Genomic DNA, 14,762 nt, shown 5'->3' with positions numbered 1-14,762 from the left:
GCTTCAGCGCTTACCCGATCCACGCAACACGTTCGCTACAAATCGCGCATGCGCTCCAGCACCGTCGCGACGATGCGATCGCAGTGCGCGCCGCCGAACTCGAAAATCTCCGGACCGATCTTCTCGACTTCCTCTGCGAGCGATTCACGCAATAACACTTTAGCCCTGAAATGACGGCTTCGCACGGTGGCTTCGGGAATGTCGAGGCACTGCGCCGTTTCTTCGACGCTCATCTCTTCGACCGATCTCAGCATGAACACAGTGCGAAAGCTTGCAGGCAGTGCGTCGAGTTTGCGCTCCAGCAGCGCGCGGATTTCCGCGCGGGCCGCCGCATGATCGGGGGCGCTGTCATGATTGGCGTTCATTGTGGGCATGGCGGTGGACATCTGCTCGTCGTCGGGACAATCGTGCTGCATCGGTAGCAGGTTCTGGCGGCGTGCATCGCGGCGCATTCTCGCGAAGCATTCGTTCAGCACGAGACGCGACAGCCACGTGAAGAGTTGCGCATCGCCGCGAAACTGCGCGATCGCGCGGTATGCGTTCAGATACGCGTCCTGCAATGCGTCTTCCGCTTCGGCATCGTTGCGCAGCGTCGCGCGCGCAAGCCGATACAGACGCCGGTTGTAGCGGCGCATCAGCAGCTCGAACGCGGTGCGCTCGCCCGCTACGATGCGGCGCACGATATCCGCGTCGTCATCGGATAGCGGGTTGGTCTGTGGTTTCGTCTGCTGTTTCGTCCGGATATCGGCGATCGTGCCGTCCATCGTGTCGTTCCTCGTGTATTCGCATGCCGTCATGGCGCCGGCTCGACGATCAGTGTCCCATGCATCGTCGGATGAAAGATGCAGCGGTACGCATAGCGGCCGGGCTTCCCTACCTTGTAGCGCCATGACGCATCGGGCGCAATGCTCTGCGAATCGAAGCCCTTCGCGTCGGTGCTCGCCGTGTGCGCGACGAGATCCTTGTTGACCCATACGACTTCGTCGCCGCGATGCACGGTCAGCGTCGGCGGATTGAATCGCATCTGCTCGATCGTCACGACATAGGTGCCCGCCAGCGCCGGCGTTGCGGCGGCGAGCAACGCCAGCGCGCACGCGCACCGCACGGCATCGCGCACGCGGTTCATTGCGCCTGCGGCAGTGACGACTGCACCATCTTCGCGTGCTCCAGATGCGCGACGAACGCGGGCCTGACCTTCACCAGCAGCGCCTTCAGCTCGGCGTTCTGCGCGCTCGGAATCAGCGTCTTGTCGAGCGCGCCGATCACGTCCTGGTGATAGGTCACTTCGTGATCGATATACGCACGGTCGAACTTCGCGCCTTGCAGCGTCTTCAGGTTCGCGATGTTCGTTTCGCCTCCCTGTTTGAGGCTGTCGCTGGTGGGATTCGCTTCGGGCTTGACGCCGAGCTTATGCACGAGATCAGCGGCAGCCTTGTTGACGCCCGTATGGTCCTTGACCATCTGCTGCGCGAATGCCTTGACGTCTTTCGAATGCGTCTTCGACTCGGCGAGCTTGCCCGCGTCGATATCCGCCTGATTCGCGGCGACGACGATCGCGGCGATCTGCGGATCGGTCGGGCCCGAGCCCTGAGCCCAGGCGCAAGCGCTTGTCAGCGCAAGCGCGGAGAGTAACCAGCGTGTGGATTTCATCTGAGGCCTCCTCGATAAGGTGAGCCGCCTGCCCATCGTCAAGAAGGGCAGGTGTTTGAATGCGATTCGAGGAGTTAGATGTCACGTGCGGGAAGGCTGTTCCGGCACGCGGCCGTTGTGCGATGTATGTGCGATGTGCCGCGCGACACGCCATGCAATATCGGCGGCAGAGAGGGGAGCGTCAGCTGTGCGTATGCGTCGGTGTCTTGCGCACGGGCGGGAAATGCTTCTTGCCGGACGAGAACGTCAGGCGCCGAAAACGCTCGCGCTTGTGCTCTTCCTCGAAGTGCGCAAACGAAGTCTTCACGAGATCGCTGCGCGACACGACGCCGAGCAGATGCATCGAATCGCGATCGGCGACGACGGGCAGCCGTTCGAGATCGTGCACGGCAAGACGCGTCGCGACGAGACGGCAGGTTTCGTCGGGCAGCGCGACGACGAGCGAGTGGTCTTTCAGCACGTCGGCAAGCGGCGTATCGAGCGTGTGACGCGTCGTGCCTTCGCGAACGGCGTCGAGCATCGCACGATCGACGACGCCGAGCACAATGCCGTTGCCGCGCACGACGGGATACGCGCGGCGCTTCTGCGTCGCGCCGAAGTACCGCGTAAGCGCGTCGCCCACAGCGAGCGCACCGTCGATCGCGTCAATCTTTTGCGTCATCACTTCGTCGACATAATGCCGTTCGAGCGGATCGACGCCGTACTCGCGATAGATGTGATAACCGCGGCGCGCGATCTTTTCCGTCATGATCGAGCGCTTCATCACGACGGTCGCGAAGCCGTGCGCGACCAGCGTCGCGGCGAGCAGCGGCAGCAGCGCATTGGCGTCGTGCGTGAGGCCGAACGCGAACACGATGGCGGTGAGCGGCGCGCCCAGCGTCGCGCCGAGCGTCGCGGCCATGCAGACGAGCGGCCACAGCGCGGGCTCGTTGCCCGGCAGCACATGGGCGAGCACGGTGCCGAGGCCAGCGCCCAGCATCAGCAGCGGCGCGAGCACGCCGCCCGACGTGCCCGAGCCGAGCGCGACCACCCAGATCACCGCTTTCACGACGAGAATCGCAATCGCGACCTGGATGACGATGTGTTGATGCAGCAGATCGCCGATCACGTCATAGCCTACGCCGAGCGCGCGCGGCTCGATGAAACCGCCGATGCCAACGATGAGGCCGCCGATCGCGGGCCACCACATCCAGTGCACGGGCAGCTTGTGAAACAGGTCTTCCGTCTTGTAGAGGGCCGCCGACAGGCCCGATGCGAGCGCGCCCGACAACAGCCCTGCGATCACGCACGACACCAGCGAAATGGCCGTGGGCGCAGCCGTTTCGAGCGGAAACAGCGGACCCGTGCCGAAGAAGATCGCGCGCGCGAAGCCCGCGACCGCGCAGGCCAGCGCGACGGGCAGGAAGCTGCGCGGCCGCCATTCGAAGAGCAGCAGTTCGACGGCGAGCAGCACGGCCGCAACGGGCGTGCCGAACACGGCCGTCATGCCCGCCGCGGCGCCCGCGACCAGCAGCGTCTTGCGTTCCGCCGAGGTCAGCCGCACGCACTGCGCGATCAGCGAGCCGAGCGCGCCGCCCGTCATGATGATCGGGCCTTCCGCGCCGAACGGGCCGCCACTGCCGATCACGATGCCCGACGACAGCGGCTTCAGCACCGCGACCTTCGGCGACATGCGGCTCTTGCCGAACAGAATCGCTTCGATCGCTTCGGGAATGCCGTGGCCACGAATCTTCTCGGAGCCAAAGCGCGCCATCATGCCGACGATCAGTCCGCCGACGACGGGAATCGCGATCACCCACACGCCGAGCGTATTCGTCGCGGGCGAGCGGTCGGCGAACGAAAAGCTGCCGAAGAAAAAGAGGTTCGTGAACAGATGAATCAGGCTCAGCAGCACGAAGGCCGCGAGCGTGCTGAGAAAGCCGATGCCCGCCGCCAGCGCGGAAATGCCGGGCAATCGTGCGTTGCTGGAAAAGTCCCGCTTGTGAGAGTTGTCGCTCATGTGTCTACTGCTGCGTTCAGCTGGATTAAAGGTCGGTTTTCAAAGGTCGATTTGCGGAATGCTGAACGCGCCGTTGAGCGAGCGCAGTTCCGCGCGATGCAGTTCGGCAAGACGCGCGAGCACCCTTTCTCCAGCTTTCAGCAGATGCACTTCCACCTGACGCCGGTCGGTTTCGCTGATCTTGCGCTTCACGAGTTCCAGCGCCTCGCAGCGCGAGACCAGCGCGACGACGCCGTGATGCTGTGCCTGCAGCCGCTCCGCCAGTTCGCCGATGGTCGCCCATTCGCGATCGGGATAGCCCTTGATATGCAGCAGCAACAGATATTGCAGCGGCGTGATGCCTTCGCCCTGCGCGGCCTGTTCGGAGAAGCGCTCGAAGCGCCGCATCTGATAGCGAAACTCCGATAGCTGTGCGTAGTCCGCTTTGTTCAATGTGCGTGTGAGTACTTTCATCTTGCTCGCGCCAGGGGGAATCGGAAAATCTATCACAAAACGATATACCCGGCGATGCCTGTGCATTGCCGGACCAAAAGATGTATTGCTGCTGCGTTAAAAGCGCTGCGCGAACTGCATCAGGCAGCGGCGGGGCGCTGTTGCGCCTCGGCCTGCATCTGGGTCTGCCGGTAGAGACCTGCGATCAGATCGGATTGGGTAACGATGCCGACCAGCCTGTCATGCGTGTCGACGACGGGAATGTGGTGATGATCGTCGTCGGCGAAGAGCGGCACCAGTTCGACGATGGGCGTGCCCGTCGCGACCGTGCGCACGTGCGTCGTCATCACGGTGCTCACGAGCCGCGCGCGCGTCGCGTCGCGCTTGAAGAAGCGCGCCGCAATCGTGTCCATCAGGCGCAGATCGGCCGTCTTGGGCTTGTTCGCAAGATCCGCTCGCGTGAGGATGCCGACCACGTGCTGGCGTTTGTCGATGACGGGCAGCGCCTTGATCGAATGGCGCTGCAACAGATCGGCTGCCGCGCGCAGCGTCGTGTCGGGCGTGATGCTGACGACGGGCGTCGACATCACGTCGCGGCACGCCAGTTCGCTGAACGTGCGCGTGTAGGCCTGCAACTGCGTTTCGCGAAACAGCGTTTCGAGGTCGTCGGGATCGATGTCGAGCAGCTCGCCGCGTCGGTTCAGCACGGCTTCGAGGTCGGCGCGCGTGATGCTGTTGCCCGACTCGGGCACTTGCGGCGTGGCGGGCGTCGCGCGCGAAGCCGCGTGCGGATAACGATGGCCCGTCACGGCGTGATAGACGAGCGCCGCGCCGAGCAGCGCCGCCGACTGGATCAGGATCGGCTCGAGCACGAAACGAAAGCCGAGCGCGTGAATCGCGGGGCCGCCGAGCACGGCCGTCAGCGCGACGGCGCCTGACGGCGGGTGCACGCAGCGCAGCGCGAACATCGCCGCGATCGCCATGGCCACGGCCAATGCCGCGGCCGCGACGGGATCGGAGATGAACGTCGCGCACGCGACGCCCACCGTCGCCGACACAAGGTTCCCGCCGATGATCGACCACGGCTGCGCAAGCGGACTCGCGGGCACGCCGAACAACAGCACGGCGGACGCGCCCATGGGCGCGACCAGCATCGGAATGCTCGCGTTCGGGCCTAGCAGCAGATGCATGCTGCCGCCCGTGAAAGCGATGCCAATCAAGGCGCCGAGCGCCGAGCGCATGCGCTCGGGCCATTTGACGTTCATCGCGGCCGGATAAAAACGCGCCAGCCAGCGGAAAAAAGGGGAACTGGTCAAGATGTTGTTCTGTTGGTCGTGGTTGGAGGCGAGGCACGCGTACGTTAAGGGAAAACCCCTCAGCAAGGAAACAACTTGTGGTCATGGATATATGCCAATGTGATATAAATCCGCGCTTTCGCCGTACAGGCGAGCCTCGACAAGGCCCGCAAATACAGGGAAAACCCGCATCGGTCATCCGGTCGGACTGGATCACAACGTGATACGAATCGGGGGCGGAACATGTGTCGATCATGCAGGGACAGCGCAGAAAATGCCCCCTGCGTTTTGCATCGCAGCAGCGCGCGGCGCACGGGCATCCCTCATGCGGCCAGATGGAGACGGCGAAACGTGCCGTTAGCTGGCACGTCGCGGCATTAACGGGCATGATCGAGCCATGTGCGCTCGAGCCCGAGCGGCATACTTCCCCCACCGACGCGCCCCAAGGAGATCGAGCATGGAACCCTTTGACGCCGCCAATCCGTTCGCCGAATTCAACAAGTTATTCGAACAGTTCAAGCTGCCCGGTTTCGACGTGCCCGCCGTGATGGAAGCACGCCGTAAGGACGTCGAGGCGCTGATCGCCGCGAACCAGACGGCCGTGCAAGGCATGCAGTCGCTCGCGCAAAAACAGGCCGAAATGCTGCGCTCGACGCTGACTGAACTCCAGGAAGTCGTGCAGAAGCAGGCGGCCACGGGCGGCATGCCGTCGGCGCAGACGGCGGAGCTCGTTCAGCAGACGCTGCACAAGGCGCTGGCCGACATGCAGCAGTTGACGCAAGCCGCGTATCGCACGCAGGCCGACTCCTACGCGGTGATTGCGAAGCGGGTCGAAGAAAACGTCGAGGAGCTGAAGGCGCTGTTGCAGAAGAAGTGACGGCGAGTGACGGCGCCGGCGCGCGATCGTTCGGACGTCGGTGCGGCTACTTGCGCGCGGACGCTTGCGCGATCACGCGATGCACGAAGCGCAGCTTGTCGACGACGGGCGGCGCGAGCGTGAACGGATAGCCGTCGGGCATGCCGAGGCTGCGGTTCAGGCTGTTCAGCGCGTCCGTCAAGGGAAACCAGCGCTTCATCAGATTATCGAAGCTCGCTTCCTCGACGGGCGTCTGGTCAGTGAGCCGCGGCTCGTTCGACGCGGGCGGCAAGAGCGCGAGCCCGTATGCCGTCGACGTATCGAGCACATCGACGATCAGCAGATAGTGCGCCCACGTTTCGGCCCAGTCTTCCCACGGATGCATCGTCGCGTACGCGCTGATGCAGCGCTTCTCCCATTCGACGGGCGCGCCGTCGCGATAGTACGCGTCGAGCGCTTCGCCGTAGTCGGCCTGTTCGTCGCCGAACCGCTCGCGAAACGGCTTGAGCCAGCGCGTGCCCGCAACCAGCTTTTCGAAGTAGTAATGCCCCGACTCGTGACGAAAGTGCCCGAGCAGCGTCCGGTACGGCTCGCGCATGTCGGTGCGGATTTTTTCGCGGTGCGCGTCGTCGGCTTCGGCGACATTCAATGTGATGCGGCCGTTGTCGTGCCCCGTCATTACAGGCGCAGCTTCGTCGATGTTTTCGAGGAAATCGAATTCGAGTCCGTTCTCCGGGTCGGCCCGGCGCGATTCGATCGCGAGGCCGAGCGCGGCGAGCGTGTAGAGCAGCCGCCGTTTCGCCGTCTCCAGCCGATACCAGTAGAGCCGGTTGTTCGGCTCGGCGAGATTCGGGATCGTGCGCGTGAGGCGGCATGAGCGGCATAGTGTTTCGGGGTCGTCGGCGGGCAGCATCCAGTTGCAGACGTTTTCGACCGCGTAGTTGTGGCACTGGCGGTACAGCGCGCCTTTCGCGTCGGGATGCAGGCTGCGCCACCGGCCATCGCCAGCGTCCTCGAATGCGCTGATTTCGCCTAGTTCGGGCACGTAGCCGAGCAGCGCTTCGCAGCGCTCGCACAGCACGTTCTCGAAGAACACGCGCTGGTCGCATCGATTGCAGTGAAACGCTTTCATCGCTTCGACCTTTGATGTGAAAGTGATGACCGACCGCTGTGCAACGCGCGGCATGTGCGGCGCGCGAGCATACGCGCAATGTTCATGCCGCTTCGCTATAACGTCGATGAGGCTGCGTACATTGCGTGCGCGTTCGCTTCGCTGATGCGCCGCTTTGGTGCGCATGAACGGGCACGCAACGCGGCGTATCGTTTGTCGAAGCATGCAGCGATGATGTGATGACGCGTTCGATTCAAGCGCAGTACCGGCTTCACTTTGCGGGGGCGCTTCAAACGATCAACGGCATGAAGCTTGCTTTTTGCGGCTGCCCCTTCTCGCCAGGAGTCCGGAGTGTCCATACGTGTCGCGTTGAACCATGTCACGCACTATCGCTATGACCGGCTCGTCGAACTGTCGCCGCAAGTCGTGCGGCTGCGCCCGGCGCCGCATTGCCGCACGCCGGTCCTGTCGTATTCGATGCGCGTCGAGCCCGAAGAGCACTTCATCAACTGGCAGCAGGATGCTTTCGCGAACTATCAGGCGCGGCTCGTCTTTCCCGAGCGCACGCCGGAGTTCAAGATCACGGTCGATCTCGTCGCGGAGATGGCCGTCTACAACCCGTTCGATTTCTTCCTCGAACCCGCTGCCGAACAATTCCCGTTCGAGTACGCGCCCGAGCTGGCCGCGGAGCTTGCGCCCTATCGCGTCAAGCGCGAGATGACGCCGCGCTTCGCGGAGTTCGTCGCGAGCATCGACCGCTCGCCGCGCCGCACGAGCGACTTTCTCGTCGATCTGAACCAGCGGCTGCAACGCGAGATCCGCTACCTGATCCGGATGGAGCCTGGCGTGCAGACGCCCGAGGAAACGCTCGTGAACGCGTCGGGCTCGTGCCGCGATTCGGGCTGGCTGCTGGTCGAGACGTTGCGTCAACTGGGGCTCGCGGCGCGTTTCGTGTCGGGTTATCTGTTGCAACTCGCGCCCGATGTAAAGTCGCTCGATGGCCCGAGCGGCACCGAATACGACTTCACCGACCTGCACGCGTGGTGCGAAGTGTTCCTGCCGGGCGCGGGCTGGATCGGCTTCGATCCGACTTCGGGCCTACTCGCGGGTGAGGGCCACATTCCCGTCGCGTGCACGCCGGAGCCGGGCAGCGCCGCGCCGATCTCCGGTTCCGTCGACGAGTCCGAAGTCGAGTTCGCGCACGCGATGTCGATCACACGCGTGCTCGAAACGCCGCGCGTGACCAAGCCCTATACGGAGGCCGCGTGGGACGCCGTGCTGACGATGGGCGCACACGTCGACAGCCGGCTCGATGCTATGGACGTGCGCCTGACGATGGGCGGCGAGCCGACGTTCGTCGCCGTGCGCGACCGCGATGCCGCCGAATGGAACACCGACGCGCTCGGCCCGACGAAGCGCGCGTATGCCGTTGCGCTGATCGACAAGCTGCGCGCGTACTACGGTGCGAACGGCTTTCTGCATGTCGGCCAGGGCAAGTGGTATCCGGGCGAGCAGTTGCCGCGCTGGGCGCTATCGCTGTACTGGCGCGGGGACGGCGAGCCGTGCTGGCACGATCCTTCGCTTTTCGCCGACGAGCGCAACCCCGGCCGCTACACATCGGACGATGCGCGCCGCTTCATCACGCTGCTGGCCGATAAGCTCGGCGTCGACGGGCAGCACGCTTGCGCGGGCCATGAGGACACGTGGTACTACCTGTGGCGCGAGCGGCGCTTGCCCGTCAACGTCGATCCGTTCGATTCGCGTCTCGACGACGAACTGGAGCGCGCGCGTCTGCGGCGCGTGTTCGATGCGGGGCTGTCGAGCGTGACGGGCTATGTGCTGCCGCTCGCGCGCGCCGATGGCGGCACAGGCGCGCGCGGCTGGACGAGCGGCGCATGGTTTTTCCGCGACGGGCGCATGTACCTGATTCCCGGCGATTCACCGATGGGCCTCAGATTGCCGCTCGATTCGCTGCCGTGGGTCACGAAGGCGGACTATCCGTATCAGCATGCGCACGATCCGTTTGCCGAGGCTGCGCCGCTGCGCACGTCGGCGGAACTAAGGATGCAGTATGAGGGCGTGTCGTATGCGCAGGCGCGTAGTGGTGATTCAGTTGCGGGCGCCAGTGCAAGCGGCATGGCTCTGGGACCAGGTGCAGCGCGAGAAGACCGCATGCCCGAGCGTGGCGAATCGGCGTCGTCGGTGATTCGCACCGCGCTGTGCGTCGAGGCCCGCCATCCCGCGCGCGCGGCGGGACCGAAAGCGGAAGCCGATGCCACCGGCGATGGCCACGCGCTGCTGCATGTTTTCATGCCGCCGCTCACGGCCCTCGACGACTATCTCGATCTCCTCGCCGCCGTCGAAGCGACGGCCGCCGAACTGAAGATGCAAGTCGTGATCGAAGGTTATCCGCCGCCGCGCGATCCGCGTCTCTCGGTGCTACAGGTGACGCCCGATCCGGGCGTGATCGAAGTGAACATCCATCCGGCGAAGAAGTGGGGCGAACTCGTCGATCACACCGAGTTCCTGTATAAGGCCGCGCACGAGTCGTATCTAAGCACCGAGAAGTTCATGCTCGACGGCCGCCACGCGGGCACGGGCGGCGGCAATCACTTCGTGCTCGGCGGCGCGACGCCCGCCGACAGCCCGTTCCTGCGCCGCCCCGATCTGCTCGCGAGCCTCGTCGCGTACTGGCACAACCATCCGTCGCTGTCGTATCTGTTTTCAGGGCTTTTCATCGGACCGACGAGCCAGGCGCCGCGCGTCGACGAAGCGCGCAACGATCAGGTCTACGAGCTCGAACTCGCATTCGACGAACTACAACGACAGGTCGACCGGCTCGGCGGACAAAGTAGCGATCGGCTGCCGCCGTGGATGATCGACCGCGCGCTGCGCAACATCCTGATCGACGTGACGGGCAACACGCACCGCGCCGAGTTCTGCATCGACAAGCTCTATTCGCCCGATGGCCCGGCGGGGCGCCTCGGCCTGCTCGAATTGCGCGGCTTCGAAATGCCGCCGCATGCGCGCATGAGTCTCGTGCAGCAACTGCTGTTGCGCGCGCTCGTCGCGAGGTTCTGGAAAACGCCGTACACCGCGCGGCTCACGCGCTGGGGCACCGAGCTGCACGACCGCTTTCTGCTCGGCACGTTCGTGCAGATGGATTTCGACGACGTGCTCGACGATCTGCGCGACGCGGGTTATGCGTTCGAGAGCGAATGGTTCGCGCCGCACTTCGCGTTCCGCTTCCCGGCCATCGGCGACATGCACGCCAACGGCATCACACTGTCGATCAGCGGCGCACTGGAGCCGTGGCACGTGATGGGCGAGGAGGGCTCGGCGGGCGCGACGGTGCGCTATGTGGATTCTTCGGTGGAGCGGCTCGAAGTGAAGGTGCTGGGCCTGAACGACAACCGACATCGGGTGGCCGTGAACGGCGTGCCGTTGCCGTTGCAGCCGACGGGGCGCGTCAGCGAATACGTCGCGGGCGTGCGCTTTCGCGCGTGGCAGCAGGCGTCGTCGTTGCATCCTACGATAGGCGTGCACGCGCCGCTGACATTCGATATCGTCGATACGTGGACGGGGCGTTCGATCGGCGGATGTCAGTATCATGTCGCTCATCCGGGCGGGCGCAACTACCAGACGTTCCCGGTAAACGCCTACGAAGCGGAAAGCAGGCGTCGCGCGCGCTTCTTCACGATGGGCCACACGCCCGGTCCGCTCGTCGTGGACGCGCCGTCGCGCAGCCTGGAATTTCCGTTCACGCTCGATTTGCGGCATGGGTAAACAACGGGTCGAACCCACAACAACACATTCGCGATACGACCTTGACTTTTCAATCGACCTTTCCGTTCGAAGCGACAGCGGGCCATCCCGATGCGCTGGCGCTGCTGCGCGCGCTGCCGCTGCTCGACGTGCGCGAGGGCCACTGGGACGAGTTGCGCGACGCGTCGGGCGCGCTGCGCGAACCGTGGCGGCGCTTTTTCGAACTGCTCGGCGAGGAGGGCATCGCGGGTCTCGCGCCGGGGCGCGCGTCGGTCGCGCAGCAGGTGCGCGACAACGACATCACGTACAACGTCTACGCGGACAAGGGCGAGCCGCGTCCGTGGGCGCTCGATCTTCTGCCGTTCATCATCGACGAGAGCGAATGGGCGCAGATCGAGCGCGGCGTGAAGCAGCGCGCGCAACTCCTCAATGCGATCGTCGCCGATGTGTATGGCCCGCAGACATTGCTGCGCGAAAGCAAGCTGCCGCCAGCGCTCGTCTACGGGCATCCGGGCTATCTGCGCGCCGTGAAGGGCTTCGCGCCGCTCGGCGGCCAGTTCCTGCAAGTGATCGGCGTCGATCTGGCTCGCGCGCCGGGCGGCGACTGGACGGTGGTATCGCATCGCACCGAAGTGCCGTCGGGCCTCGGCTACGCGCTGGAAAACCGGCTGATCGTGTCGAACGTCTTCGCCGATGCGTTCCGCGAGCTGCGCGTGAGCCGGCTCGCGCCGACCTTCTCCACGCTGATCGCGACGCTCGCCGAATGGGCGCGCACGACGATGCCGAAGGGCACCAGCCCGGACACGACCGATAGCGCCGCGCATATCGCGCTGCTGACACCGGGCCCGTTCGCCGAGACCTATTTCGAGCATGCCTTTCTCGCGCGCTATCTGGGTGTGACGCTCGTCGAGGGCAAAGACCTGACGGTGCGCAACGACATGCTGTACCTGAAAACGCTTACGGGCCTTGAGCGCGTGCACGTCGTGCTGCGCCGCCTCGACGACGCTTTCTGCGATCCCGTCGAGCTGCGCGCCGATTCGACGATCGGCGTGCCCGGCCTGTTGCAGGTGATGCGCGCGGGCAATGTGATCGTGTCGAACGTGCCGGGCTCGGGCTTTCTCGAATCGCCCGCGATGCACGGCTTCCTGCCCGGCATCGCGCAGACGCTGCTCGACGAGCCGTTGCTGCTCAACGGTGTGTCGACGTGGTGGTGCGGCGAGGACGCCGCGCGCGAACACGCGTTTGCAAACATGGATGAAGCGTTTCTCCAGCCGACGTGGCCCGCCCGCACACCGATATCGCCCGATGGCCCGCCTGGGATCGCGCGCGGCGTGCAGCGGCTCGAAGAATGGCGCGGCCGCATCGAGCGTTCGCCCGATGCGTTCACGATCCAGCAGCCGCTGCCGTACTCGTGCACGCCGCGCTACGAGGACGGCGCGCTTGGCAACCGGCCGTGCGTGCTGCGCGCGGTCGCCGTCGCCGATGCGAACGGCGGCTGGCATGTGCTGCCCGGCGGCTTCACGCGGCTCGCGGCAGAGCGGCAATCGTCGGTGTCGATGCAGTTCGGCGGCAGCAGCGTCGATACGTGGGTGCTGTCGAGCGATCCCGGTTCGACGTTCACGCTGTTGCCTTCGCCGCTCAAGCCCGCCGACCTCGCGCGCAAGCATCGAACAGTGTCGAGCCGGGCGGCGGAGAATCTGTTCTGGAGCGGCCGTTACGGCGAACGCGCGGAAAACAACGTGCGCCTGTTGCGGCTGATACTCGGCTCGCTCGAAAGCAATGGCGCGGACACGATGTTCTCGACACTCGTCGAGCTCGCGCTGCATTTCGGTCTCGTGCAATCGGGCGACATGGTCGCGGGCCAATCGTTGCAGGCGTTCGAGCGCACGCTGGTTGCGAATCTGCATGAGAGCACGGGCGCTAGCAGCATCGGCCAAAACCTCGCGAGCCAGGCGCGCGCGAGCGGCGAGATTCGCGGGCGGCTGTCGAACGATCACTGGCGCATCACGCTCGCCGCGCGCAACGACTTCCGCGACGCGCTGCACGAGCTGACGCCTGCCGCGGCGGTGTCGTCGAATGCGTCGTCGCGTGGCAAGGCGCGCTACAACCGCGTCACGCTGATGGACGCGCTCGAACGTCTCGCGACGCAGCTCGCCGCGATCAGCGGCTCGCAAGGCGACCGCATGACGCGCGATGAAGCGTGGCGCCTGATGTTCGTGGGCCGCCATATCGAGCGCGTGTGGGCGATGACGTCGATCTTGCGTGTCGTCGCGATGCAGCGTCAGATCGCGACGCCCGCCGGCTTCGATCTGCTGCTGCAACTGTTCGACAGCACGCTGACGTTTCGCTCGCTGTATCCGGGACGTTTCGAAGTCCCTGCGCTGCTCGATCTGCTCGTGATCGAGCCGACCAATCCGCGCGGCCTGTATGGCGTGTATGCGCGACTGTGCGCGAAGCTCGACGATATTTCGAACGCCGCGGGCGGCGGGCGTCATCGGCCGTTCAGCGATTTGCTGCCGCATACGAGCATGCTGCCGTCGCTCGAACGACTGTGCGTGACGGACGCCAACGGCATGCACGCGGAACTGGTTTCGCTGTGCGACCGTCTCGCGATGAGCGTCACGGCGGCCGCCAATGAAATCAGCGCGCGCTATTTCAGCCACGCGAACACGTTCGCCGCGCAGGTGTCGTCATGAAGGGCATGAAGGGCGTGAACGGCGAGAAGACCTTGCTGTCCGTGTCGCATCGCACGACCTACCACTATTCGACGCTCGTCGAAACGGCGCAGCATCTCGCGACGATCCGACCGCTCGCGTGCGCGTGGCAGCGCGTGGTTGCGCACACCGAGCGCATCGAGCCGGCGCCTTCGTATCTGCACAGCCGCATCGACGCGTTCGGCAACGACGTGCTGTATTTCGCGCTCGACGCACCGCACGAACGTTTGCAAATGATCAGCGAAACGACCGTCGAACTCGCGCCGCGCTGGACGCATCTCGATCCCGATGCGACGCCCGTATGGGAAGCGGTCGCGGATTCGCTGCATTTTCGCGCGGGCGGCGTGTGCCATCCGCAGGTGGAGTTTTGTTTCGCGTCGCCGAATATCGCGCTGCGGCCGTCGTTGCGCGACTATGCGCTGCGCAGTTTCAAGCCGGGCACGCCCATCGTCGCGGGCGCGATCGATCTGATGCACCGCATCCACGCGGATTTCGACTACAGGCCATCAGCGACGATGTTCGATACACCCGCCGAACGCGCGTTCGATATGAAAAGCGGCGTTTGCCAGGACTTCGCGCAGGTGATGATCGGCTGCCTGCGCGCGCTCGGCCTGCCGGCGCGCTACGTGAGCGGCTACTTGCGCAACGATCCGCCGCCGGGCCAGCCGCGTCTGATCGGCGCGGACGCGTCGCATGCGTGGGTATCCGTGCATTGTCCCGAGAGCGGCTGGATCGACCTCGACCCGACCAACGACGTGCTCGCCGACATCGACCACGTGACGCTCGCGATCGGCCGCGATTACAGCGACGTGTCGCTGCTGCGCGGGATGATACTCGGCGGCGGCGCGCATCGCGTCGAAGTTGCCGTCAGCGTGCTCGCGCTCTGAGCGGCGACTGCAACAATGAATTTCACCCGCACGCCGCTGCGCGATTTGACAGC

General features: G+C 65.0%; 11 protein-coding genes. 4 read left to right on the top strand and 7 right to left on the bottom strand.

Annotated features, from left to right (window positions below):
• Positions 1-35: 35 nt before the first annotated feature.
• The 6 genes from AB4Y32_RS09735 to AB4Y32_RS09710 form a co-directional block, all read right to left on the bottom strand.
• A complete protein-coding gene (locus AB4Y32_RS09735; RefSeq protein WP_368721141.1) occupies positions 36-797 on the bottom strand; it encodes an RNA polymerase sigma factor in 762 nt (253 codons plus the stop codon).
• Positions 794-1,126 carry a cupredoxin family copper-binding protein gene (locus AB4Y32_RS09730; RefSeq protein ID WP_368721140.1) on the bottom strand — a complete coding sequence of 111 codons (333 nt, stop codon included), beginning with the start codon at positions 1,124-1,126 and terminating at the stop codon, positions 794-796. The genes AB4Y32_RS09735 and AB4Y32_RS09730 overlap by 4 nt, the downstream gene beginning before the upstream one ends.
• The gene (locus tag AB4Y32_RS09725) at positions 1,123-1,650 is read right to left on the bottom strand and encodes a DUF4142 domain-containing protein (protein ID WP_368721139.1); all 528 of its coding nucleotides are present in this window, start codon (positions 1,648-1,650) and stop codon (positions 1,123-1,125) included. Before AB4Y32_RS09725 ends, AB4Y32_RS09730 begins: the two co-directional genes overlap by 4 nt.
• Before the next feature lie 181 nt (positions 1,651-1,831).
• Entirely contained in the window at positions 1,832-3,649 is a 1,818-nt protein-coding gene (locus AB4Y32_RS09720; protein ID WP_368721138.1) for a chloride channel protein, read from the bottom strand.
• 39 nt (positions 3,650-3,688) lie between these two features.
• Positions 3,689-4,102, bottom strand: a complete 414-nt coding sequence (locus AB4Y32_RS09715; RefSeq protein WP_368721137.1) for a MarR family winged helix-turn-helix transcriptional regulator — start codon at positions 4,100-4,102, stop codon at positions 3,689-3,691.
• A 119-nt stretch (positions 4,103-4,221) separates the two neighbouring features.
• A complete protein-coding gene (locus AB4Y32_RS09710) occupies positions 4,222-5,397 on the bottom strand; it encodes an HPP family protein (RefSeq protein WP_439899768.1) in 1,176 nt (391 codons plus the stop codon).
• A 436-nt stretch (positions 5,398-5,833) separates the two neighbouring features.
• Here AB4Y32_RS09710 and phaP point away from each other — a divergent pair, with 436 nt between their 5' ends.
• The gene (gene phaP / locus AB4Y32_RS09705) at positions 5,834-6,253 is read left to right on the top strand and encodes a TIGR01841 family phasin (protein ID WP_368721136.1); all 420 of its coding nucleotides are present in this window, start codon (positions 5,834-5,836) and stop codon (positions 6,251-6,253) included.
• Positions 6,254-6,299: 46 nt separating this feature from the next.
• On the opposite strand, the gene AB4Y32_RS09700 is transcribed toward phaP, so the two are convergent.
• Positions 6,300-7,364, bottom strand: coding sequence for a putative zinc-binding metallopeptidase (locus AB4Y32_RS09700; RefSeq protein WP_368721135.1), 1,065 nt, complete (start codon positions 7,362-7,364; stop codon positions 6,300-6,302).
• A gap of 330 nt (positions 7,365-7,694) precedes the next feature.
• On the opposite strand from AB4Y32_RS09700, the gene AB4Y32_RS09695 reads away from it, so the two are divergent.
• The 3 genes from AB4Y32_RS09695 to AB4Y32_RS09685 are packed head-to-tail and all read left to right on the top strand — an operon-like array spanning position 7,695 to position 14,709.
• Positions 7,695-11,129 (top strand): DUF2126 domain-containing protein, encoded by a 3,435-nt coding sequence (locus AB4Y32_RS09695; protein ID WP_368721134.1) that lies wholly within the window; start codon positions 7,695-7,697, stop codon positions 11,127-11,129.
• 41 nt (positions 11,130-11,170) lie between these two features.
• The gene (locus AB4Y32_RS09690) at positions 11,171-13,804 is read left to right on the top strand and encodes a circularly permuted type 2 ATP-grasp protein (RefSeq protein WP_368721133.1); all 2,634 of its coding nucleotides are present in this window, start codon (positions 11,171-11,173) and stop codon (positions 13,802-13,804) included.
• Complete coding sequence (locus AB4Y32_RS09685) at positions 13,801-14,709, top strand: transglutaminase family protein (protein ID WP_368721132.1); 909 nt, start codon at positions 13,801-13,803, stop codon at positions 14,707-14,709. The genes AB4Y32_RS09690 and AB4Y32_RS09685 overlap by 4 nt, the downstream gene beginning before the upstream one ends.
• Positions 14,710-14,762: the final 53 nt, after the last annotated feature.

The organism is Paraburkholderia phymatum (assembly GCF_040965635.1).
Taxonomy (GTDB): domain Bacteria; phylum Pseudomonadota; class Gammaproteobacteria; order Burkholderiales; family Burkholderiaceae; genus Paraburkholderia; species Paraburkholderia phymatum_B.
Note: the sequence above shows the minus strand (reverse complement) of the source record. Positions and strands in the feature narration are given on the sequence as shown.